This is a genomic window from Kitasatospora sp. NPDC088134 (genome assembly GCF_044741705.1).
Taxonomy (GTDB): Bacteria; Actinomycetota; Actinomycetes; order Streptomycetales; family Streptomycetaceae; genus Kitasatospora.
In genome coordinates this window covers 1-21457 of the sequence record NZ_JBIUTD010000049.1, presented here as the reverse complement: position 1 = coordinate 21457, position 21457 = coordinate 1, and the positions used below count along the sequence as shown (strand labels likewise).

The following is a 21457-nucleotide window of genomic DNA, read 5'->3' as shown; positions in this document are numbered from 1 at the left end:
GTACGACAAGCGCGTGTACGTCTTCCTCGGCACCGTCACGGCCGCCGCCCTGGCCATCTGGCTCCGCTCATGATCGCACGGACAGAACCTAGTGCTGTCCCCTCCCCTCAGCGGATCGGTCAGCCGGCGGCCAGCCAGGTGGTCAGGATCTCCTGGACGGAGGAGCTGGTGACCCGCTGCTCTGCCGGGTCGGCCCACTGGTGGGCGGAGTGCTCCTCGGACAGCACCACCTCGCCTTCGGTTTCCACGGCCCAGTTGTGCTGTCGGTGCTTCCTGCCGGAGCTGGAGAGGTAGTCGAAGTGGCCGATGTAGGCGGTGGCCTTCACCACGGTGAGGCCGGTCTCCTCGGCGACCTCGCGCCTCAACGCGGCGAGCAGGTCGGCGTCCTCGGGGTCGACCGTGCCGGAGGGCAGCTCCCACAGTCCGCCCATGTAGTCGTCGGCCGCCCGCTGCAGCAGCAGCACGGAGCCGTTCTTGGGGACGACCGCGCCGACCACGACCCCCTCCACGCCGTCCTCGGTGTCCTTCCGGGCGATGTCTTCCAGGTTGAGGGTGTCGATCACAGCAGCCCTACCTTTCTTGGTGGGTTGAAACTGATCATTCGTAAGATCGGTGGAGCCCAGGGCCCTGGGTATGGCTGTCACGGTTTAGACCGCGAAATGGCTTAAGGAGCTTGGCCGCCCGGGGCCCCACGACGACTCGACCGCCAATTGGGAACTGCGACTCGATCGCTGCTGTAGGGCAACGCCGGCGAGGTCGTCTGCGGGATGGATGCACGACGAGACGGCGGAGGGGAACGTGCCCGAGATCTGGGCCGGGGTGGACATCGGCAAGACGGACCACCACGCGGTGGTGATCAACGAGCGGGGCGAGCGGCTGCTGTCCCGCCGAGTCCACAACGACGAGGCCGAACTTCTGGCCCTGATCGGCGACGTCCTGGCGATATCCACGGACGTGCTGTGGGCCGTCGATCTCAACCACGGCGGCGCGGCCCTGCTGATCGGCCTGCTGGTGGGCCACGACCAGCCCGTCGCCTACCTGACCGGCCTGGCGGTGCACCGGGCCTCCGGCACCTACCGGGGCGAAGGGAAGACGGATGCGAAGGACGCCTTCGTCATCGCCGACCAGGCCCGCGTCCGCCGGGACCTGGGCCTGCTGCGGCCCGGTGACGAAATCGCGATCGACCTGCGGACCCTGACCACCCGGCGTCTGGACCTGGTCTTCGACCGGACGCGGCAGATCAACCGGCTTCGTGCTCAACTGCTTGAGATATTCCCCGCGTTGGAGCGCGTGCTGGACCTGACGAACCAGGGACCGGTGATGCTGTTGACCGGATACCAGACCCCGGCGGCCATCCGCCGCGCGGGAGCCAAGCGGATCGAGACCTGGCTGAAGAACCGCAAGGTCCGTGGTGCCTCCGCCCTTGCGAAGACGGCTGTCGATGCCGCCCAGGCCCAGCAGACGGTGCTGCCCGGCGAGAAGCTGGCCGCCGCCATGGTGGTCCGCCTCGCGAAGGGAGTGATGGCCCTGGATGAGGAGATCGCCGAGCTCGACGCCCTCATCGAGGCCCGGTTTCGCGAGCACCCGCACGCTGAGGTGATCAGAAGCCTGCCGGGGATGGGACCCAAGCTCGGCGCTGAGTTCCTCGCCACGACCGGCGGGGACATGGACGCTTTCGGCAGCGCGGACCGCCTGGCCGGCTTCGCGGGCCTGGCCCCGCAGCCGCGTGACTCCGGGCGCGTCAGCGGCAACCTGCGCAGACCCCGCCGCTACCACCGCGGGCTCCTGCGGGCCATGTACCTGTCGGCCATGGTCAGCCTGCGGTGCTGCCCGGCCTCGAAGGCGTACTACGACCGGAAGCGGAGCGAAGGGAAGGGGCACAAGCAAGCTGTGTTGGCCCTGGCTCGCCGTCGGGTCAACGTGCTGTGGGCGATGCTCCGTGACGGAGAGTGTTACCACTTGTCACCTCCCGTCACGGCTGCGGCTTGACAACATGATTGGGAAGCTCCTTGTAGTGGTCGCTGACCTTGACGGCCGCGTGGACGTACGCCTCGGCCGTCTCCAGATCCGCACTACGGTGCCACACCGGGAGCTTGACCGTGTGCCGGTGCGCGTGCTCGGCGACGGGAAACATGCCCGGCCGGTAGGGCCGGTGGGAGTGGGGGTGCCCCGGGAAGAGCAGGTTGGGCTGCTGGTAGAGCGGGAGCTGGTTCATCGGGCAGGTGGAGCCGGGCCGGTCGTATGCGGTCGCGCCCTCGGCGAGCAGGGCGTCGTGGAACTTCTCGATGGGCAGTCCTCCGAGTTCCTCCGGCCGGTACAGCATCGTCAACCCGTACCAGGACGGGACCACCCCTCCGGGGATCGGTTCGACGTGCAGGCCGGGGACACGGGCCAGCTCCCGGGCGAGGTGGGCGGCGATCTCGGCACGGCCGGTGAGGTGGACGTCGAGGCGGCCGAGCTGGTCAAGGGCGATGGCGGCGGCGAGCGGGTGGATACGGAGCTTGAGTCCGGCACCGGTGACCGCGTACGGGGCGAGGCGGTGGCGCTTGGGGATCTCGGTCTTGGCGCGCTTGTTGTAGTGGGCGAAGGTGATGACGCGGTGGTACGTGTCGTCGTCGTCGGTCAGGACGAAGCCGCCCTCCCCGCCGGACAGCGGCTTCGGGCCGTTGAGGGAGAACGCGGAGGCCAGCCCGAACGTGCCGACCTTCTGGCCGTCGATGCTCGCGCCGTGGGCGTGGGAGCCATCCTCCAGTACGGCCAGCTCGTGGGCGTCCGCGACGGCCCTGATGGCGGCCATCGGTGCGGGCCTGCCCCACAGGTGGGTGACCATGACGGCGCGGGTGCGGGGCGTGATCAGCTCCTCGATCCGGGCGGGGTCGAGGTTGCCGTCCTCGGTGGTCTCGCACAGGACCGGTACGGCCCGCAGGTGGAACAGGGGGCTGGCGGTGGCGTGGAAGGTCCAGGCCGGGACGATGACCTCGTCGCCGGGGCCGATCCGGGCGGCCCAGTAGGCGGCGTACAGGGCTGCGGTGCCGGAGCTGGTGGTGATGGCGTGGCGGACACCGAAATAGTCCTGGAGGGCGTTCTCCAGGTCGGCGACGACACCGCTGCGGCCGGGGATGGAGATGTCGGTGCGGAGCTGGCCGAGGACGGCCTTCTCGGTGGCGTTGTCCATCGGGGGCCAGGTGAAGTGCGGGCCGCTCCGGGTGATCTCGGGGGTGCCGCCGAGCAGGGCGAGACGGTGGGTCACAGCATCTCCTTCGGGTTGACGTAGCGGCTCGCGTTCTTGGACTCGTAGCAGGCGGCGACGAACGCGGCGTGGTCCGTGTGGTCGAGCGGGCGGGAGGTGTTGGCGCGCTCACCGTCCAGGACACGGCAGAAGTGGTCGATCTGGGCGGTGGCGGCGCTGGCGGGAGCCTGGGGTCGGGCCAGTTCCTCCACGGTGGTGCCGTAGCGGTCGAGGCGCTGGACGGCGTCCTTGGTCAGCACGATCGCGCCCTGGGTGCCGACGATGTGGAGCTTCTCGGTCTTGGGGGCCATCCACCTGGACAGCAGCACGGAGCCGTACAGACCGCTGTCGTAGCCGACCTGGATGACGGCGGTGTCCTCGGCGTCGTAGGTCTCGGCGGGCTGGGCGGTGGCGGAGAACTCGGTCATGACCCGGTTGGGCATGCCGAAGTACCACAGCAGCAGGTCAACGATGTGGTAGCCCATGTCGATGATGCAGCCGCCCCCGGCCGTGGCCACCTGCCCTCGCCAGCCGGAGCCGGGGCTGTCGGTGTGGAAGGTGTACCGGCCGTCGATCAGGAACGGGGTGCCGATCTGGTCGAGGAACTGGACGACCGAGGTGTAGATCGGGTTGAAGCGGCGCTGGAGCGTGACCATCAGCTCGATACCGCCCCGGTCGCAGATCTCGGTGAGTTCCATGGCCTCGGTGGTCGAGATGGCGAAGGGCTTCTCCTTGAGGACGTGCACACCTCGCCGGGCGCACTCCTCGACCACGGCCCGTCCGGCGTGGTGGGGGACGGCGACGATGACGAAGTCCGGCCGGACGGTGTCCAGCATCTCCCCCACACCGGTGAAGCCGGGTACGTTCAGGGACGACTGACGGTCCTTCAGGATTCCCTGGTCGCTGTCGCACACGGCGACCAGGTCGGCCCGGCCGGAGGCGGCCAGACCGGGGAGGTGGTCTTCCAGAGCCTGGTGCCCCAGGCCGATGATGGCGGCTCGCCGCTTCATGAACGGACTCCTTCCATCTGGGAGCAGGAACGTTCGGTACCGATAGGAAACGTCAACTCGCATACGGCGAACAGGCGTTATCTGTAGTTCCGGTGTAGTCCCGCCCCTCGCGCCCGCTAGGGTGCGGTCCACCGCCGATGATGGGATGGCGCGCGTGGAAGATCCGATCCGGCACCCCCTGGTGTACGCCCGCGACCAGCGCGGATGGTCCCAGACCGACCTCGCCGTGCGGATGCACCGTGCGGCCCGGCGTCACGGACTGCGCTCGGGGACGGACCGCCAGCGGATCAGCAAATGGGAGGCGGGCAGGCGGCCCTCCCCGGAATCCCAGCTCCTGATGGCCCAGGCGTTCAACGTTCCCCTGGAGGACGTGGACCACTACGGCTGGCCGGACTGGCTGCCCGGCCGCGAAGAACTCCTGCCACTGGGCTCCGCGTACACCGTTCAAGCACTACGAGAGGCCCAGAGCAAAGCCATGGACCGTCGAAGTTTCCTGACCATCGGCGCCCTGTCCCTGTCCGGTCTCGCCATCCAGTGGGCGCAGATCGAGCCCGGTCGCCTCGCCTCCGCGCTCGACGGCAAGCAGGTGGACGACGACCTGGTGGCCTGGCTGGAGACGACCAGCGTCCAGCTGACCTCGCTGCCCACCGAACAGCGCCAGCACACCAACAAACTGATGGACGCCCACCTGGCGACCGTCACCGACCTGATCGAGAGCGGCACCTATACCGAGCACACCGGCAAGCGGCTGCACCAGCTCGCTGCCTCCCTGGCCACGGCCTGCGGCTGGTACCGGTTCGACCAGGGACAGCACTCGGCAGCCGAACGACTGTGGGCCGCTGCCCTCCACTCCGCCCATGCCGCCGATGACCGGGACTTCGGTGCCGGTGTCCTCTCCGACTTCGCGTACCAGCGCAACTGGCTCAGCCAGCCGGACAGTTCACTCGACCTCCTGGACAGCGCCCTGTCCCGCACCGACCACCCCACCGCGCGGTCGCTCCTGTTCCTCCGGAGGGCGCGAGCCCACGCGGCGCTCGGTGGCAGGGCCAACTGCTTCCGAGACCTGTCCGCCGCCGAGAGCGAACTGGCCCGCACCGTACAGGACCCCGCCCCCGGGTGGTGCGCGTGGATGAGCCCGGCCGACCTCGCCGTGGACTCCGGACAGTGCCTCCTCGACCTCGGGCGGAGCGACGAGGCCCATGTGCGCATCACCGAGGGCATGGGCCTGCTGCCCCCCACCCGGGGCAAGACGCGCGGGATCTTCCTCGCCTACGCCGCACGCAGCCTGCTGGAGTCCGAGCAGGTGGAACAGGCCCTGGCGGCAACGAACGAGTCCCTGGACCTGGCCACCCGGTTCGGAGCCGATCGGTGCATCGCCCTGGTCCGAGACCTCGTTCCCACCTTCCAGCAGTACCGGAAGGTGGACGGCGTCACCGAATTCATGGAGCGCCTGAAAACCAGCTGAGGGTCGCTGCGGCGTGCATCGGGCAAGAAGCGCCCCACGTACCGCATTCGGGCCCCGCCGGTAGGGTCGGCGGCATGGCCACCATGCAGCTCTTCGAGCCCGCATGACGCGCCGTCGAGGCGGCGGAGCGGCTCGCCGCCGGTCTCGGCGGTGACCCCGACCACACCGTGGCCGCAGCCGCGCTGGACTCCGCCGGTCGCATCCACACGGCCGTCAACGTCTACCACTTCACCGGCGGGCCCTGCGCCGAACTCGTCGTGCTGGGCGCCGCGACGGCGGGCGCCGGACCGCTCGTCACCATCGCCGCGGCGCGGAGCGCGGGCACGGCCTCATCGCGCCCTGCGGCCGCTGCCGCCAGGCGCTCCTGGACCTCCAGCCCGACGTGCTGGTCACCGTGCCGACCGACGACGGCTCGCAGATGTGCCCCGGGCGGAAGAGGTCCACCGTCCGCCACGACGGCCCGATCGCCCTGGGGCCGGCCATCTTCCTCTTCGAGGACGACGAGGCGCACCGCGCGCTCGACGACACCGTCACGGGGGTCGAACGGCACCGCCCCGGCCGCCTCACCACCGCGCAGGCCCCCCGGCACCGGCACCGACCGGCTCCGGGAAGGGCGCCGGGGCCACTACCCGGGCCCGGCCGCCGATGCCGAAGCAGACGTGGTGACCTGCACGGTGGCAGCGCCCGGCGCGACGCGCTGAGACCGCGCGACCGGCCGCCCCCGCCGGGGTGCTATGGTCTGCGCCGTCGACCGCAGGGCCCCGCTCTCCGTACGTGCGGGCCGGTCGACGTCTCCCCCGGCGTCACCGCCCGGAGGCCCGCTGCGACGGCCGGGTACCGGAGCCGACGCCGCGTCGACTGCCGTGCCGCCTCCGGTTGTTGACGCCCCGCAGCAGGCACCCACCGACCGGAGGTTCCGTCATGCGTCCCACCCTGTTCACCGTCGAGCGGCCCGGGCCGGGCCGGCTCAGCACGATGGCCCGGCCGCGCGGCGGCGACTGGCTGGCCGGGGAGTTGGCCGGGCTGGCCGCCGCCGGGGTGACCGACCTGGTCAGCGCGCTCACGCCCGCCGAGAACGCCGAGCTCGGGCTGACCTCGGAGGCGGAGCTGGCTCGGGCCGCCGGGCTGCGTTTCGTCGCGCTCCCGATACCGGACCGCACCACCCCGGAGCCCGCCGAAGTCCTGCCCGCCGTCCGGGAGTTGACGGAGCGCCTGCGGGCCGGCGGGCACGTCGTCACGCACTGCCGGGCGGGCATCGGCCGGTCCTCGCTGCTGGCGGCGGCCGTCCTGGTCCTGACCGGCACCGACGCCGACACCGCCTGGGGGCTGATCGCCCGGGCCCGCGGCCTGGCCGTCCCGGACACTCCCGAGCAGCGCGCCTGGACCGATCTGCTCCCGCAACCGGCCGCCTGACGGTCCGTCAGTGGTGGAACAACCGTCGGCCGGTGTGCACGAGGGCGATGCCGTGTTCGGCGCAGGCGGCCTCGACCTCGGCGGAGCGCAGTGAGCCGCCGGGTTCGGCGATCGCGGTGACGCCGTGCCGGGCGGCGTGGTCGACGTTGTCGCGGAAGGGCAGGCAGCCGTCCGAGACGTAGGAGAGGCCGGTGCGGCGGGACAGCCAGGCGGCGCGGGCGGCGGGGTCGAGCGGGGCGGGCGCGCCGCCGTGCAGGGCGGCGGCGAGGCGGGTCCGCTCGTCGGGGGTCAGGTCGCCCTCCAGGTGGCGGATCTGCCAGTTGATCCGGTCCTGGCGGCGCACCTCGGGGCGGAAGTCCAGGGCGCGGACGGCGGGGTGGCGGCGCAGCCACCAGGTGTCGGCCTTGGCCCCGGCCAGCCGGGTGCAGTCGACCCGGGACTGCTGACCGGCACCGATGCCGAGGGCCATCCCGTCGCGCAGGTAGCAGACCGAGTTGGACTGGGTGTACCGCAGTACGGTGAGGCCCAGCAGCAGGTCCGTGCAAGCGCTTTCCGTCAGGGTGCCGACCCGGACGTCGGCGAGCAGCCCGGCGGTCGGCGGGTGGGGGTCGCGGTCCTGCACGAGGCGCAGGCCGTGTACCTCGCGGGCCTCGGTGGCGGGCGGGACGAAGCCGGGGTCGGCGGCCAGGACGAGGAAGCGCCCGTTCTTCTTCCGGGCCAGGACGTCCAGCACGCCGGGCGCGTAGCCGGGGGCGACGATGCCGTCCGAGACGACCCGGGCGAGCAGGTCGGCGAGTTCGAGGTCGACCTCGTGGGAGACGGCGGCGAAGTCGCCGTACGAGGACTTGGGGTCGGCGTCGCGGGCCCGCAGGTAGGCGGCGGTGAGCGGTCCGACGGTGGCGGGGTCGACGCCGTACAGGGCGGCGGCGGTGGCGTCGACGGGCCCGGCCAGGGCGGCGCCGGCCGGGGAGACGTGCTTGAAGGAGGCGGCGGCGGGGCGGCCGAGCAGGGCGGCGGCCTCGCTGACGAGCTGCCAGGAGTTGAGCGCGTCCAGCAGGTTGATGTACGAGGGCTGTCCCTGCAGCAGGCGCAGCGGCAGGTCGGCGCCGGGGTGCAGCGGTTCGACGTGGGCGCGGGTGTTCTGCGGGTTGATGCCGTACCGAAGGTCCATGGACGGCCCCCTCCGTGAAGTCGATGGATCGGCTTCGGAGGACACCCAGGCGGACGGTGCCGGTCCCGTCGTGCTGTTGCCGCTCCCCGGTGGTGCTCCACCTCTCGCCAGTCGCGGCGCGCCGATGCTGGCAACGCGGGTCCGCCGAGCGGAAGCGGATCTCCCGGACGGACGGACGGGCGGGCGGTCCGACGGACGGGCGGGCGGTCCGACGGACGGGCGGACGGTCCGGCGGGCGGGCGTACGGTCCGGCGGGCGGGCGTACGATGATCGGCCGATGCTTCGTACGCCGCACCGGGGAGGTTCGCGTGAGTCGCAGTACGGTGATCGCACTGATCGGTGGTCCGCTGATCATTCTGGTCGGTCTGCTGCTGCTCGGCCCGGAAGTGGCGGCGCACTACCGCTACCGGGACGCCGAGCGAGTCGCCGGCACCGTGCTGGACGTGTCGTACGCGGTGCCCGCGAGCGGGCCGCGGGCGCGGGAGCTGACGGTCTCCGCGCCGGACGTCCGGCGGGTCGAGCTGCCGAGCGACGCGCCCCGGAACCTCTCCCCCGGCGACCCGATCACCGTGCTGGTGGCGCCGGACCGGACCGGCCGCGCCCTGCTGCCGGAGCGGCTCGGGTGGGGCCACCTGGCGTCGGGGCTGGTGGTCATCCTGATCGGGCTGCTCGGCCTCGCCTGGGCCGTCGTCCTGACCCGGGTCGGCCGGGCCGCCCTCGCCGCCGTCCCGGCGACGCCCCCGGGCGAGGGGCCGCGCCCCGGGGATTCGCACAGGATGTGACCGTTCGGTGAAGCCCGGGCAACCTGACCCCTTGTCAGGTTCACCATTCCTCCCTACCTTCATCCTCCGGGACCGCGGCCCGACCCGGCCGCCCCGTCCCACGGCCGCCGCGACCCCGCGGAACGGCCGGACGCGCGACACGACCTGGAGGCGTCACATGCCCGTTGCCACCCTCACCGAGATCCGCGACGCGGGGCCGCTCGCCCTGGACGACGAGACCCTGCTGTTCGAGGACGACGACCGCGCGGACCTCGACCCCACGGCCTGTCTCGCCGACCCGTGGGTGACCGCCACCACGCGCTTCGCCTGCGACGACCGCAACTCCTGACGTGACCGGGTCCATCGCCGGCCGCCGGCCCTGGTCCGACGACACCTGGTCGTACCTGACCGATCCGCGCATGCCGGCGATGGACCACGGGTGGAAGCTCCACGTCTCCGCCCGCCCCGCCACCCTGGACGCCGTCACCGCCCTGGTCCTGCCGGTGCTCGAACGGCACGTCTGCCACGCCAAGTGGGCCCGCGACCGGGACACCCTGCGGGCCCTCAACTCCGGTGCCACCAACAGCGCTTCGGTCGGCAAGGCGATGACGCTCTACCCCGCGCCGGACGAACTGCTGCCGCTCGCCGCCGAGTTGGTCGCCGTCCTGGGCGGCCACGAGGGCCCGCCGATCGTCAGCGACCGCCGGGTCGATCCGGACGCGCCGGTCTACTACCGCTACGGGCCGTTCACCGCCGAGTACCGCACCGGCCGCACCGGGCGCCTGGAGTCGGTGATGACCGGCCCCGACGGCCGCCTCTTCGACGGCCTGGCCGGCACCGCCTACCGCTGCCCGCCCTGGGCCGAGGACCCGTTCGGCCGCCCCGCCCCCGCCCCCGCTCCGGGTCCGGCTCCGGCTCCGGCTCCGGAGAACCGCGCCGGGTTCGGCGGCGGCCGCTACCGCGTCACCGCCGGCATCGCCCGCAAGGCGCAGGGCAACGTGTACCGGGCCGTCGAACTCGCCACCGGCCGGGCCGTGGTGGTCAAGCAGGCCCGCGCGTACGTCGCCGAGGACGAGACCGGTGCCGACACCCGCGACCGGCTGCGCAACGAGCACGCCGTGCTGACCGCGCTCGACGGCGCCGACGGCGTCCCGCGCGCCCTCGACTACTTCCGGCACCGGGCCGACGAGTACCTGGTGACGACCTCCTGCGGCGAGCGCGACCTGCGCCGCGACGTGCTCACCGGCGGCCCCTACCCCGCCGCCCCCGCCGCCGCGAACGGCCGGGGGCCCGACCCGCGCACCCTGCCCGCGCTCGCCGACCGGCTGCTGGGCCTGCTGGACGGCATCCACCGCCGGGGCGTGGTGGTGCGCGACGTCAAGCCGGACAACGTGGTGCTGGACGCCGAAGGCCGGTGCCACCTGGTCGACTTCGGGATCAGCTCGGTCCACGGCCGCGGACCGGAGGGCGCCACCCCCGGGTACAGCGAACCCGTCCTGCGCCCGGGCGCACCGGCCCGACCCGCCGACGACCTCTACGCCCTGGGCATGACGCTGCACTTCGCGGCGACCGGCCTGGACCCGGTGGTGCTCGACCCGGACCGGTCCGTCAACCGCGAACGCACCCTCGCCTGCCTGGAGTTCGCCCTCCCCGGCCCCGCCCACCGGGCGCTGCGCGCGGCCCTGGCCGGACTCACCCACCCCGACCCGGCCACCCGCACCGCGACCGCGGCCGCCCTGCGCGACTGCTTCCCCACGCCCCTTCGACCGGCGCCGCCCGGAAGGAGGTCCGCCGCCCCGGACCCCGAGCTGCTCGAAGCGGTCGTCGAGCACACTGTCCGGTACTGCGTCACCGAGGCGCACCGGATCGCCGACCCGGAGCTGTCCGCCCGCAGCGCCGTCCCGACCCCGATCGACCTCTACGGCGGCAGCGCCGGGCTGGGCCTGGAGCTCCTCCAGCACCTGCACCGCCCGGGCGTGCCCGCGGCCGTGGCCCGGCTCGCCGACTGGACGGGGCGCCAATCCCGCGTCCTGGAGCCGGGGTTGTACTCGGGGCGGACGGGCGTCGACCTGTTCCTGGCCGCCGCCGGCACCCCCGCGCCGTTCACCGCCCCCGCCCTGCCGGAGCACCGCCCGGACGGCAGCCTCCCGGAGGCCGACCTGATCGACGGCCTCGCGGGCACCGGCCTCGGCCACCTCCTGCTGGCCCGACTCGCCGCCCGGGCAAGCAAGTCCGACACTGCCGAAGCCCGCACCGGAGCACCCACCGGCCGCACCGGACCGCGCACCGGAGCACACGTCGACCGCACCGGACCGCGCCCCGGAACACACGCCGACCCCGCTGGAGCGCACGCCGACCCCGCCGCGCACCTCGCGGTGGCCGCCGACTGCCACCGGCGCCTGCGCACCGGCCGGGCCCGGCTCACGCCCGTGGCCGCGCCCCGGCCCGGGGACGCCGCGCTCGCCCAGGGGCTGGCGCACGGGGACGCCGGGGTCGCGTACTTCCTGCTCGCCCACGCCCGCGCCACCGGCAGCCAGGACGCCCTCCGGGACGCCGAACGGGCCTGCGCCGACCTGGCCGCCACCGTCCCCGACCTGCTGGCGGCCGCGAACTCGCCGTCCGCCAGCCGCCGTTACGGCTCCTGGTGCCGCGGCCTGGCGGGCATCGGGACCGTCCTGGCCCGCGCCGCCGGGCAGTTGGCCGATCCTTCGCTGCGCCTCCTCGCGGAGCGCTGCGCCCGCGCCTGCCTCGCGCTCGCCCCCCGGATGCCGCTGGTCACCCGCTGCTGCGGCCTGGCGGGCGTCGGCGAGCTGATGCTCGAACTCGCGCCGGAGAGCGAGGAGTTCCGCACCGCCGCCGGATCCGTCGCCGCACTGCTGCTGACCCGCAGCGCCGGCCCGGCGGACCGCCCGGACTTCCCCGACCCCACCCTGACCCGGACGTCCTTCCCGTACGCGACGGGCACCGCGGGGGTGCTGTCCTTCCTGCGCCGCCTCACCGACCCGGCCGGGCCGCGCCCGGGACTGCTGCCCTGACCGGGTCCAGCAATTGACGGACCGTCAGGAGGGCTGCCCGGCGGCGGCGAGCAGCTTCAGCAGCGGGGTGACGTCGCGTTCGAAGGTGTACTCGCGCAGCAGGGTGGTCCAGCGGCCGTTCTCGCGGCGCCAGACGAAGAGGTAGCGGCCGGGTTCGCCGTCCTGTTCGCGGTGCATGACCAGGGTGCCGCGGTCGCCGTCCAGGGCGGTGTGCAGGAAGCGCACGTCGTCGACGTCCTCACCGATCGGCGTGCCCTGGGCCTGCAGCGCGCGGAAGCGGGCCATGAAGTGGGCCTTGGTCAGCACCGCGACCTGTCCCTGCTCGTCGGTCCGGACGTTCTCGAACTCCGGGTCGTACATCGCGTCGAGCGTGTCGAGGTCCATGGTGAGTCCGGCGGCCAAGTACGCGCGCATCCGTGCGACCAGCGTCTCGTCCATTGTCGTCCCCTGCCTGTCCGTGGTGTCGCGGGGCGCCCCGCCCCGTCCTGGTTCCACCGTCGCGCACCCCGCTGCCGGATCGCTACCGGATCGCTGTCGGCGCACTGTCGCTCCGCTGCCGACCCGCCGTCAGGTCGGCGGCGGGTGCTGCCGTATTCTGCTCGGTTCGCCGGTCGGTGGGCGCCGACCGGGTCGGCCGGGTACGGGGGAAGGCGGTCGTGGTGGTCGTGGAGCTGTGGGAACGGGTGCTGCACCAGCGGGGCGCGCACTCGCGGTTGTGCGTGGCGGGCGGCCGGGTGCTGGTGCACGAGCGGCACAGCCGGCTGGTCTGCCTGGACGCGGCGGACGGGTCGCCGGGCTGGGACGTGCCGCTGGGGACGTGGCCGCGGGCGCTGGTGGTGGCCGGTGACCGGGTGCTGGCGCTGCCGCAGGACCGGCCGGTGCTGAGCTGCTTCGCCCTGGCGTCGGGCGCGCTGCTGTGGCAGGCCGAACTGGCGCGCTGCAGCGGCCACCTGACGGTGCTGGACGGGGTGGTGCTGACGGGAGGGTGGCGCGGGTACACGGCGCCGGCCGCGTTCGCGCTGGCGGACGGGCGGCCGCTGTGGCGGGCCCCCGCACCCGTCCGGACCGAACTGCCGGCGGCCTGGGCGGGCGGGCTGCTGCTCGGCGACGGCACCCGGGCCTGGCTGCTGGACCCGCGCACCGGCCGGGAGACGGCGTCCTGGCTGCTGCCGCTGCCGCTCGCGGGGGCGGACAGCGGGACGGTGTTCACCGTCCTGGACGAGGACCGGTGCGCGGCGGTGTGCGGCAGCCGGAGCGTGGTGGTGCTGTCCCGGACGGGGCGGGCGGTGGAGGTGCTGCGGCCGCAGCGCAACGCCCTGCTGGGCGGGGCGCCGCTGCGCGCGGACGGCCTGCTGTGGCTGCGCGAGCGGCGCTGCGGCGGCGGTGGCGGCTGGGTCGGGGTCGACCCGCTGGACGGCACGCCCCGGCAGCGGGTCGCGGTGCGGGAACGGCCGGTGACGGCGGGGGTGGTGGGAACGCCGACCGGGGTCGCGGTGGCCCTGGAGGACGGCGCGCTGCTCCGGGTGCCGGGCCAGGAACTGCCGGGCGCCCCGGCCGGACCGGCCGGACCGGCCCGACGCACCGGGCACCGGGAACGGATCGGGCACCGGGTCGCGGCCGTCCATCCCCTGGGCCCGGGCCGGCTGCTGGCCGTCACCCGGAACAGCCTGCGGGCCTGGCAGCTCTGACCTCCCCTCCCCCGGCCACCGGGGTGCGGTAGCGTCCGGCGGGTGACCGGAACCGTCGCCGCGCCGCTGCGCCTCGCCACCTTCAACGTGCTGCACGGGCGGTGCCCGTCCGCCGACGGGCCGTCGGGGGCGGTCGACCTGTCGCCACTGGCGGAGGCGGTCGCCGTGCTGGACGCGGACGTGCTGGCGCTGCAGGAGCTGGACCGCGGGCAGGAGCGCTCCGGCGGGGTGGACCAGGCGCGGGAGTTGGCCGGGGCGGCCGGGGCCCGGCACTGGCGGTACGCCACCGCGTTCCACGCCCGGGCGGTGCCGGGCCGGTCCTGGGTGCGCGACCCGGCCGTCCGGGGGCTGCGGGTGCACGGGCCGAACGGCGGCGGTTCCGGCGGCGGCCCGGCGCACGGCGGCGCTTCCGGCGGGAGTCCGTCGCACGGCGGCGCGTCCGGCGGGAGTCCGTCGCACGGCGTCGCGCTGTACTCCCGGCTGCCGGTGCTGGGTTGGCAGGCCCGCCGGTTCGGCGAGCCGCCGCTGACGGTGCCGCTGCCCGCGGCGGGTGGACCGGGCGGCCCGGGGCTGCGGGTAGTGCGCGACCATCCCCGGGTGGCGCTGGCCGCCGTGCTGCGCGGCCCGGGCGGGCCGTTCACGGCGGTAGCGGTGCACCTGTCCTTCGTCCCGGGCTGGAACGTCCGCCAACTGCTGTCCCTGCGGCGTTGGTTGGCGGGGCTGCCGGGCCCGCACCTGCTGCTCGGCGACTTCAACCTGCCGGGGGCGGTGCCGGTCTCGGTGCTCCGGTCCGCCGCCCCGCACGACGGTTGGCGCGCACTGCTGCGCGCCCGGACCTTCCCCGCGCACCGGCCGCGGGCCCAGCTCGACCACCTGCTCGCGGCCGGTCTCGGCCCGCACACCGCCGTCCCGGTCGGGCTGCCCCGGTTCGCGGTCTCCGATCACCGCCCACTGGCGGTCGACCTGGAGTTCTGACGGTCCGTCACCTAGCGGGCGCGGGGGCGGTGGTGGCGCGGATCACCAGTTCGGGGTCGAAGAGGAGTTCGCCGGTGGGGGTGTCGCGGTTGCCGACCAGGGCGAGGACGCTGCGGCCGACCTCCAGGGCGAGGCGGTCGGCGGGCTGGCGGACGGTGGTCAGCGGCGGGTCGGTGAACTCGGTGATCATCGACCCGTCGTAGCCGACCACCGACACCTCCTCGGGCACCGCCCGGCCCAGCCGCCGCACGCCGCGGATCACGCCGAGCGCCATCCAGTCGCTGGCGGCGACGATCGCGGTGGCCCCGAGGCCGAGCAGCGCGCCCGCCGCGGCCTGGCCGCCCTCCACGGTGTAGGACTGGCGGACCACCAGCCGTTCGGCGTCGGGGATGCCGCGCCGGGCCATCGAGTCCAGGAAACCCCGCACCCGCCGGTCGGCGGGATGGTTGCCGGCCGGACCGGAGACCATCCCGATCGCCCGGTGCCCGAGCCGGTGCAGGTGGTCGACGGCGAGTTCGGCGGCCAGCCGGTCGTCGGTGGAGAACACCGGCACCGGCACCCCGTCGGCGAACTCACCGTTCACCCCGACATAGGGGATGCGGCGCGAGCGCAGCATCTCGTAGATCTCGGTGTCGACGCCCTCGACGGTGTTGGACGCAGACAGGAACACCACCGCGGCGATGCCCTTGTCGATGATGGCGGAGATGTACTCGGGCTCCTGCACGCCGCCCGCGAAGGCCGGGCACAGGACGGTTTTCAGGCCGTGCGGGGCGAGCGCCGACTCGATCCGCTCCGCGACGTCGGCGAAGAACGGATTGGAGACGTGCTCGGTGATCACCGCGACCAGCTGGCCCTCCACGGCGCGCTCGTAGCCGAGCTCGGCCATCGCCTGCTCGACCGCGTCGCGGGTCTTCTTCGCCACGCCCTGCCGACGGTTGATCACCCGGCTGACGGTCGCCTCGCTGACGCCCGCCTGCGCGGCGATCTCCACGATCCCGATCTTCATGCCCTGATCCCGATCCTCATGCCCTCACCCTTCCTCGCCGGACGGTCCGTCACGTTCGTCACCGGGCCGGGCCACCCGCCGCCGGAGCGTCGCCGGAGATCCGCGCCAGACCCGTCCGCGGCACCGGGAGGCTGCACAGGCCGGGGGCGAGAGTGGTCTGGACCCGTTCGATGATACGGCCGTCCGGGCCGTGCACCGCGATCTCGACGGCGTGCGGGCCGTCCAGCACGTCCAGCACCAGGCGGGGCGCCGAACTCCCGTTGACCAGCACGGTTTCGGCGTGTCCGGCGCAGCGCACCGGCACGGCCCGCTCGCTGTGCACGTCGACCACCCGGACGCCGTCGGCGACCGATTCGACCAGGGTGTACTGCTCGTCGGGGCGGCCGGGTTCGACCGTGCCGTCCAGGAGTTGGGGCCGCAGCCGGCGCCACTGGGCGAGCCAGAACCGGAGCGCGTCGAGGTGTTCGGCGGGCAGGGTGTCGAGGCGGACCGAGACCTGCGGGACGGCGTGCAGGGCGCCGATCAGCTGGCGGGCGGCGGCCTCGACGGGCGCGCCGGCCTCCCACATCAGCGGGTCGCTGTGGACGGCGCCGCCGACCGCGACCAGCGCGGTGTCCAGGGTGCGGACGCGGTTGGCGGTGGAGTCCGCCGGGCAGTCGAAGGAGCGCAGCATGTTGCCGAACTCGGCCATCGCGGGCCCGACGTAGGGCTGGCGGAGCTCCAGCAGCAGGTCGGGGCGGACGGCGAGGAGCGCGGCGCGCAGCTCGCCGAGCAGGGTCAGCAGGGCCCGGCCGACGTCCGCGCCGCCGTCGTCCGCGTAGACCATCGCCTCGTCCAGGAAGTCGACCTTGAGGCCGTCGAGGCCGTGGTCGCGGACCAGGCGGACGCAGGTGTCGACGAGGTGCGCCCGGACCTCGGGGTGGCGGGGGTCGAGGACGTGCGCGCCGGGGACGCCGGCGGCGCGGGTGGCGTACGGGGCCCAGGCGGCGTGGCAGTCGGCCTCGGGGCCGAGCAGCAGCGGGGCGACCCAGGCGAGGTAGCGCAGGCCGGTGGCGCGGACCTCGGCGACGTGCGCGGTGAGGTCGGGGAACTTGTCCGCGTCGGGGAGCCAGTCGCCGACACCGGCGTAGCCGCGGCCGTGGCCGTGGCGCTGCCAGCCGTCGTCCAGGATCAGGGCGCCGAAGCCGAGTTCGGCGGCGAGCCGGGCCTGCCGGGCGACCTCGTCGGCGGTGACCGCCTGGTTGTAGGCGTACCAGGTGCACCAGAGCGGGACGCGGGCGGCCTCGGGGACCGGCAGCGGGTCGACGCGGGCGGCGTACCAGGCGCGCAGCGGGCGCAGGGCGGCGGCGACGGAGCGGGCGCGCGGGACGAACAGCAGGCGGTGGGGTTCGTCCGAGGGCGGCAGGTGGAGGTGGACGACGTGGGTGTCGTTCTCCTCGGAGACGCCGTAGCGCAGGGCGGCCTCGGGCACCGGGTCGGCGGTGGCGAAGGTCAGCAGGGTGGCGCCGGTGGCGTCGTGCAGGCACCCGGCGGCGAGGCCCTTGACCAGGCTGACCCGGGCCCGTCCCTCCCAGTCGGCGACCGGGGTGCGGCGCCAGTCGGCGCCGGGCTGCCAGTAGCCGGCGGTGTCGCCGAGCGGGACGCTGAGCCTGACCTCGACGGCGGCCCGGGGGGCGTCGATCCGCAGCACGCGGACGTCCGGCCCGGCCCGGTCGGGGCTGCGGGCGGGGTCCGCGCCGTCGAGGCTCCAGCCGGTGTCCGCGCCGTCGGCGAGCACGGCGATCTCGACGGTGTCGAGCAGCGGCGCGAACCGGGCGGGGGCGAGTTCGGCGGTGGTCACGGCCTCAACGGCCAGGGGGGTCACGGTGGTTACTCCTTGACGGCACCGGCCAGCAGGCCGGAGACGAAGTGGCGCTGCAGGGCGAGGAAGACGACGGCCATCGGGATCGCGGCGACGGCGGTGCCGGCCAGGATCGCCCCGTAGTCGGTGTTGACGACGCCCTTGAGCGAGGCCAGCGCGACGGGGACGGTCAGCGAGGCGCTGTCCCGCAGCACGATCAGCGGCCAGACGAAGTCGTTCCACTGGAACAGGAACAGGAAGATGCCGAGCGCGGCGAGCGCGGGCCGCATCGGCGGCAGCACGACCTTGACGAAGAGCCGGAACTCGCCGCAGCCGTCGACCCGTCCGGAGTCCAGGAGTTCGTCGGGGACGGTGCCCATGGACTGGCGCATCAGGAAGATGCCGAACGGCAGCGCCAGGTTGGGCAGGATCACCGCCTGGTAGGTGTTCAGCCACTCCAGTTCGCCCATCAGCTTGAACAGCGGGACGAGGGTGACCTGGCCGGGCACGACCAGGCCGAGCATCAGCACGCCGAAGAGCAGGTCGCGGCCGCGGAAGCGGTACTTGGCGAAGGCGTAGCCGGCCAGCGTGCAGACGGTGCCCGCGCACAGCGTGTAGACGGCGGCGATGCCGAGCGAGTTGAGCACGACCCGGCCGAACTGCGCGGTGTCCTGGAGGCTCTGCAGGTTGTCCAGCAGGTGGCCGCCGGGGGTGAGCGGCGGCGGGGAGTCGAAGATCTCGGCGCTGCTGCGGGTGGCGCCGACGACCAGCCAGTAGAACGGGAGCAGCACGGCGGCGAGCGCGAGGGCCAGGCCCCAGGTCAGCGTGATGCTGTTGCGCAGGCTGCCGGGGGCGCCCTTGGTACGGCGGCGGGCGGGGGTGGCGGGCGTCATGACTTGTCTCCCAGCACCTTGAACTGGACCAGCCCGAGGATGCCGATCAGGACGGCCAGGGCGTAGGCGATGGCCGAGGCGTAGCCGAAGTCGAAGTAGCTGAAGGCGTTCTGGTACAGGTAGACGCCGATGGTGAGGGTCGCGTTGTCGGGGCCGCCGCGGGTGAGGATCCACGGCTCGTCGAAGATCTGCAGGGTGCCGATGGTGGAGAGCACCGTGGTGAGCAGCAGTGCGGGGCGCAGGCCGGGCAGGGTGACGTACCGGAAGGTCTTCCAGGGGCCGGCGCCGTCGACGGCGGCGGCGTCGTAGAGCTCGGCGGGGATCGACTGCAGGCGGGCCAGCAGGATGACGGCGTTGTAGCCGGTGTAGTGCCAGGTCAGTGCGAGGGCCAGGGAGAGCTTGGCCCACAGCGGGTCGGTCAGCCACGGCACCGCGCCGATGCCGACCTGCTGGAGCAGCCAGTTGACCAGGCCGTACTTCTCGTTGAGCAGCACCGAGAAGATCACGCCGTAGGCGACCAGGCCGGTCACCATCGGGAGGAAGAAGCCCAGCCGGAACAGCGTCCGGCCGCGCAGGACGCGGGAGTTGAAGGCGACGGCCAGGCCGGTCGCCAGGGCCAGCATCACCGGGACCTGGACGGCCAGCACGATGCCGGTGTTCTTCAGCGCGGTCCGGAACAGCGGGTCCCGGAGCAGTCGGGCGTAGTTGTCGCCGCCGACGAAGGTGTCGACGCCGTCGACGCTCTTGTACAGGCTGAGCAGGAAGGACCAGGCGATCGGGTAGAGTTTGAACGCGGCGAACAGCACGACGGCCGGGAGCACGAAGCCGTAGGGGGCGAGCCGTCGGCCGAGCGGGCGGGACGGCCCCGGCCGGGGGGCGGGCCGCCGCCCGGTGGGCCGCTCGGTGGTGGCGGTGCTCATCGGACGACCTTGCGGCCCGTCTGCTGGGCGAGCTGGTCGGCGGCCTGCTTCAGCACCTCGGCCGGGTCGGCGCCCTTGAGCAGCACCTTGGTCTGGGCGTCGGTGACGACCTTGAGCGCGCGGGCGTAGTCGGAGCTGTAGTTGTAGGCCGGGGACGGGGCCTTGAGCGCCGCCAGGAACACCTCGCCCTTCTGCTGGCCGCCGAAGAACGCGGACGGGGTGTGGAACACCGGGTCGTCGTAGGCCTTCATCAGGGCGGGGGCGATGCCCTTGTCCTGGTAGATCTTCACCTGGTTCGCGGGCCTGGTGAGCACGAACTCGACGAACGTGAACGCGGCGGCCTGTGCCTTGCTGGTGCCGGAGACCGCGAGGTGGGTGGAGTTGACGGTGGCGGCGGTGCTGCCGCCCGGGCGCATCGCCGGGGGCAGCCGGACGCCCCACTTGCCCTTCTCCTCGGGGACGGTCTCCTCGATGACGCCGCCGAACCAGGTCGGGTAGGGGATCACGGCGGAGGTGCCGGCCTTGATGGAGGAGATCAGGGCGTTCCAGCCGCCGGACAGGTCGGCGACCAGGCCGGCGTCGTTGAGCCGCTTGATCAGCGTCATGGCCTTGATCGACTCGGGCGAGTCGAGGGTGATGCCGCCGTCGAGGTCGAAGTAGAACGCGCCCTGGAGCTGGAGCAGCAGTTGGAAGAAGTTGGCGGCGTCCGGGACGGAGGCGGGCTTGTCGATGCCGAGCAGGTACTTGCCGGTCCTGGCCTTGATGGTCTTTCCGGCCTCGACGGTGTCGTCCCAGGTGTTGAGCGACTTCACGTCGACGCCGGCCTGCTCGAAGATGTCGGCACGGTAGTAGAAGCCGGCCGAATTGGCCTCCCAGGGAAGGGCGTTGACCCGGCCGTTCTTGGAGGTGACGGTCGCCCACAGGCCCTGTGCGAAGGCGTCCTTGTACTGGCCGGCGCCGAGCTCGGACAGGTCGGCGAGGCCGCTCGGGAACTTCTCCACGTAGCCGGGCAGGTAGTCGACGCCGATGTGCAGCACGTCGGCCAGGCCCGCGCCGCCGGCCGCCAGGCCGGTGGTGATCTTGTCCCAGATCGCCGGGTTGCCGATGTCCTCGACGGTGACCTTGATGTCCGGGTGCTGGGCGTTGAAGGCGGGCGTCAGCGCCTTCAGTTCGGCCGCGGGGCCGTTCCAGCTCCAGACGGTGATCTCGCCCTTGTTCGGGTCGCCCTTGGTTCCGCCGCCGTTGCCGCCGGTGCCGCTGCCGCTGCAGGCCGCCAGGCCGGTGAGGCCCGCTCCGGCCGCGAGGGCTCCGCCGGCTCTGAGGACGCCGCGCCGAGAGATCTCCATGGTCAACCACCTTGCTCCAGGTCGGCGAGGGTGCCGACGGGGCAGGACGCTAGCAACCCCGAAAGCCGACTTGCAAGATCTGATTGAAAATCTTCCGACCGATACGACATGGAAACCTTGCAAAGGTATTGAAGGGCTCCGATCGGACTGTTAGCGTCCGGGCATCGCAGCCGCCACCACCACCCAGGCCGGAGCCCCCTCATGCGACCTGCCCGCACCGCCCTGCTCGCCGCGCTCGCGCTGACCGCGGCGCTCGCCCCCGTCACCGCCACCCCGCCCGCGCTGGCCGCCACCGGCGTCCCCGTCCTCGCCGACCCCGGCTTCGAACTGGGCGGCGCGGGCTGGCAGTTCACCCCCGGCACCGGCACCGCCGGCAACTACCCGCACAGCGGCAGCCGGCTCGCCTACCTGGACGGCGGCGCGGGCCGGCAGGTCTCCCAGTCCTTCACCGCCGCCGCCCCGGGCGTCTACGACGTCTCCGCCTGGATCGCCACCGGCGGCCCGAACGCCGCGTTCACCGTCCGGGTCAACGGCACCGTCGCGGGCACCGTCCCGCTGGCCGCCCGCGCCGCGTACGCGGGGGTTGGGGAACATCCATGCCAGATCGTGCGCTAGGGCTCGTATTCTGTTGTGATCATTCTGGGAAGTTGCTCTCGCGGCGCGGCCTGATCCGGTAGACCGTGTTCCGTGACGCGAGTGCAACTT

General features: G+C 73.4%; 20 protein-coding genes and 1 riboswitch. Of the genes, 9 read left to right on the top strand and 11 right to left on the bottom strand.

Annotation, left to right across the window (positions count from 1 at the left end; genetic code table 11):
* Nucleotides 1-119: 119 nt before the first annotated feature.
* Nucleotides 120-563: an NUDIX domain-containing protein gene (locus ACIOHG_RS37380; RefSeq protein WP_400958053.1), complete on the bottom strand. Its 444-nt coding sequence runs from the start codon at nt 561-563 to the stop codon at nt 120-122.
* Between the two features lie 208 nt (nt 564-771).
* Between ACIOHG_RS37380 and ACIOHG_RS37375 the strand changes: the two genes are divergently transcribed.
* Nucleotides 772-1989: an IS110 family transposase gene (locus ACIOHG_RS37375; RefSeq protein ID WP_400958051.1), complete on the top strand. Its 1218-nt coding sequence runs from the start codon at nt 772-774 to the stop codon at nt 1987-1989.
* Here the strand turns inward: ACIOHG_RS37375 and ACIOHG_RS37370 are convergent.
* Together ACIOHG_RS37370 and ACIOHG_RS37365 are read right to left on the bottom strand one after the other, a co-directional pair.
* Complete coding sequence (locus tag ACIOHG_RS37370) at nt 1973-3250, bottom strand: DegT/DnrJ/EryC1/StrS family aminotransferase (protein ID WP_400958049.1); 1278 nt, start codon at nt 3248-3250, stop codon at nt 1973-1975. The genes ACIOHG_RS37375 and ACIOHG_RS37370 overlap by 17 nt on opposite strands.
* On the bottom strand, nt 3247-4239 hold the full coding sequence (locus ACIOHG_RS37365) for a Gfo/Idh/MocA family protein (RefSeq protein ID WP_400958047.1): 993 nt from the start codon (nt 4237-4239) through the stop codon (nt 3247-3249). The genes ACIOHG_RS37370 and ACIOHG_RS37365 overlap by 4 nt, the downstream gene beginning before the upstream one ends.
* A 154-nt stretch (nt 4240-4393) precedes the next feature.
* Between ACIOHG_RS37365 and ACIOHG_RS37360 the strand changes: the two genes are divergently transcribed.
* Entirely contained in the window at nt 4394-5704 is a 1311-nt protein-coding gene (locus tag ACIOHG_RS37360) for a helix-turn-helix transcriptional regulator (protein WP_400958045.1), read from the top strand.
* A 220-nt stretch (nt 5705-5924) separates the two neighbouring features.
* Here the strand turns inward: ACIOHG_RS37360 and ACIOHG_RS37355 are convergent, their stop codons facing one another.
* Entirely contained in the window at nt 5925-6254 is a 330-nt protein-coding gene (locus tag ACIOHG_RS37355) for a hypothetical protein (RefSeq protein WP_400958043.1), read from the bottom strand.
* A gap of 371 nt (nt 6255-6625) precedes the next feature.
* On the opposite strand from ACIOHG_RS37355, the gene ACIOHG_RS37350 reads away from it, so the two are divergent.
* A complete protein-coding gene (locus ACIOHG_RS37350) occupies nt 6626-7117 on the top strand; it encodes a tyrosine protein phosphatase (protein WP_400958041.1) in 492 nt (163 codons plus the stop codon).
* 7 nt (nt 7118-7124) lie between these two features.
* Here the strand turns inward: ACIOHG_RS37350 and ACIOHG_RS37345 are convergent, their stop codons facing one another.
* A complete protein-coding gene (locus ACIOHG_RS37345) occupies nt 7125-8288 on the bottom strand; it encodes a phosphoribosylaminoimidazolecarboxamide formyltransferase (RefSeq protein ID WP_400958039.1) in 1164 nt (387 codons plus the stop codon).
* A gap of 36 nt (nt 8289-8324) precedes the next feature.
* A riboswitch (ZMP/ZTP riboswitch) is annotated at nt 8325-8413 on the bottom strand.
* Between the two features lie 183 nt (nt 8414-8596).
* Between ACIOHG_RS37345 and ACIOHG_RS37340 the strand changes: the two genes are divergently transcribed.
* From ACIOHG_RS37340 to lanL, 3 genes are all read left to right on the top strand, one after another.
* Nucleotides 8597-9070, top strand: a complete 474-nt coding sequence (locus tag ACIOHG_RS37340; protein WP_400958037.1) for a DUF3592 domain-containing protein — start codon at nt 8597-8599, stop codon at nt 9068-9070.
* A 157-nt stretch (nt 9071-9227) separates the two neighbouring features.
* On the top strand, nt 9228-9398 hold the full coding sequence (locus tag ACIOHG_RS37335) for an SflA family class IV lanthipeptide (protein WP_400703021.1): 171 nt from the start codon (nt 9228-9230) through the stop codon (nt 9396-9398).
* 1 nt (nt 9399) lies between these two features.
* Entirely contained in the window at nt 9400-12084 is a 2685-nt protein-coding gene (lanL, locus tag ACIOHG_RS37330) for a class IV lanthionine synthetase LanL (RefSeq protein ID WP_400958035.1), read from the top strand.
* Between the two features lie 24 nt (nt 12085-12108).
* Here the strand turns inward: lanL and ACIOHG_RS37325 are convergent, their stop codons facing one another.
* The gene (locus ACIOHG_RS37325) at nt 12109-12522 is read right to left on the bottom strand and encodes a nuclear transport factor 2 family protein (protein ID WP_400958033.1); all 414 of its coding nucleotides are present in this window, start codon (nt 12520-12522) and stop codon (nt 12109-12111) included.
* Between the two features lie 218 nt (nt 12523-12740).
* On the opposite strand from ACIOHG_RS37325, the gene ACIOHG_RS37320 reads away from it, so the two are divergent.
* Together ACIOHG_RS37320 and ACIOHG_RS37315 are read left to right on the top strand one after the other, a co-directional pair.
* The gene (locus ACIOHG_RS37320; protein ID WP_400958031.1) at nt 12741-13772 is read left to right on the top strand and encodes a PQQ-binding-like beta-propeller repeat protein; all 1032 of its coding nucleotides are present in this window, start codon (nt 12741-12743) and stop codon (nt 13770-13772) included.
* A gap of 42 nt (nt 13773-13814) precedes the next feature.
* Nucleotides 13815-14747, top strand: a complete 933-nt coding sequence (locus ACIOHG_RS37315; RefSeq protein WP_400958029.1) for an endonuclease/exonuclease/phosphatase family protein — start codon at nt 13815-13817, stop codon at nt 14745-14747.
* Between the two features lie 7 nt (nt 14748-14754).
* Here ACIOHG_RS37315 and ACIOHG_RS37310 read toward each other — a convergent pair whose 3' ends face one another.
* From ACIOHG_RS37310 to ACIOHG_RS37290, 5 genes are read right to left on the bottom strand one after another with little or no spacing between them, the layout of a single operon-like run.
* Nucleotides 14755-15753, bottom strand: a complete 999-nt coding sequence (locus ACIOHG_RS37310) for a LacI family DNA-binding transcriptional regulator (RefSeq protein ID WP_400958027.1) — start codon at nt 15751-15753, stop codon at nt 14755-14757.
* 58 nt (nt 15754-15811) lie between these two features.
* The gene (locus ACIOHG_RS37305; RefSeq protein ID WP_400958025.1) at nt 15812-17617 is read right to left on the bottom strand and encodes a glycoside hydrolase family 36 protein; all 1806 of its coding nucleotides are present in this window, start codon (nt 17615-17617) and stop codon (nt 15812-15814) included.
* Between the two features lie 5 nt (nt 17618-17622).
* Nucleotides 17623-18486 carry a carbohydrate ABC transporter permease gene (locus ACIOHG_RS37300; RefSeq protein ID WP_400958023.1) on the bottom strand — a complete coding sequence of 288 codons (864 nt, stop codon included), beginning with the start codon at nt 18484-18486 and terminating at the stop codon, nt 17623-17625.
* Entirely contained in the window at nt 18483-19406 is a 924-nt protein-coding gene (locus ACIOHG_RS37295) for a carbohydrate ABC transporter permease (RefSeq protein WP_400958021.1), read from the bottom strand. The genes ACIOHG_RS37300 and ACIOHG_RS37295 overlap by 4 nt, the downstream gene beginning before the upstream one ends.
* Nucleotides 19403-20752, bottom strand: coding sequence for an ABC transporter substrate-binding protein (locus ACIOHG_RS37290; RefSeq protein ID WP_400958019.1), 1350 nt, complete (start codon nt 20750-20752; stop codon nt 19403-19405). Before ACIOHG_RS37290 ends, ACIOHG_RS37295 begins: the two co-directional genes overlap by 4 nt.
* Nucleotides 20753-20953: 201 nt before the next feature.
* On the opposite strand from ACIOHG_RS37290, the gene ACIOHG_RS37285 reads away from it, so the two are divergent.
* Nucleotides 20954-21367: a hypothetical protein gene (locus ACIOHG_RS37285; RefSeq protein ID WP_400958017.1), complete on the top strand. Its 414-nt coding sequence runs from the start codon at nt 20954-20956 to the stop codon at nt 21365-21367.
* Nucleotides 21368-21457 lie beyond the last annotated feature (90 nt).

Excerpts from the sequence above, each read along its gene's own strand:
- ACIOHG_RS37375 (WP_400958051.1), top strand. The coding sequence starts at position 772 with ATGCACGACGAGACGGCGGAGGGGAACGTGCCCGAGATCTGGGCCGGG.
- ACIOHG_RS37365 (WP_400958047.1), bottom strand. The coding sequence starts at position 4,239 with ATGAAGCGGCGAGCCGCCATCATCGGCCTGGGGCACCAGGCTCTGGAA.
- ACIOHG_RS37350 (WP_400958041.1), top strand. The coding sequence starts at position 6,626 with ATGCGTCCCACCCTGTTCACCGTCGAGCGGCCCGGGCCGGGCCGGCTC.
- ACIOHG_RS37345 (WP_400958039.1), bottom strand. The coding sequence starts at position 8,288 with ATGGACCTTCGGTACGGCATCAACCCGCAGAACACCCGCGCCCACGTC.
- ACIOHG_RS37335 (WP_400703021.1), top strand. The coding sequence starts at position 9,228 with ATGCCCGTTGCCACCCTCACCGAGATCCGCGACGCGGGGCCGCTCGCC.
- ACIOHG_RS37325 (WP_400958033.1), bottom strand. The coding sequence starts at position 12,522 with ATGGACGAGACGCTGGTCGCACGGATGCGCGCGTACTTGGCCGCCGGA.
- ACIOHG_RS37310 (WP_400958027.1), bottom strand. The coding sequence starts at position 15,753 with ATGAAGATCGGGATCGTGGAGATCGCCGCGCAGGCGGGCGTCAGCGAG.
- ACIOHG_RS37300 (WP_400958023.1), bottom strand. The coding sequence starts at position 18,486 with ATGACGCCCGCCACCCCCGCCCGCCGCCGTACCAAGGGCGCCCCCGGC.
- ACIOHG_RS37295 (WP_400958021.1), bottom strand. The coding sequence starts at position 19,406 with ATGAGCACCGCCACCACCGAGCGGCCCACCGGGCGGCGGCCCGCCCCC.
- ACIOHG_RS37290 (WP_400958019.1), bottom strand. The coding sequence starts at position 20,752 with ATGGAGATCTCTCGGCGCGGCGTCCTCAGAGCCGGCGGAGCCCTCGCG.
- ACIOHG_RS37285 (WP_400958017.1), top strand. The coding sequence starts at position 20,954 with ATGCGACCTGCCCGCACCGCCCTGCTCGCCGCGCTCGCGCTGACCGCG.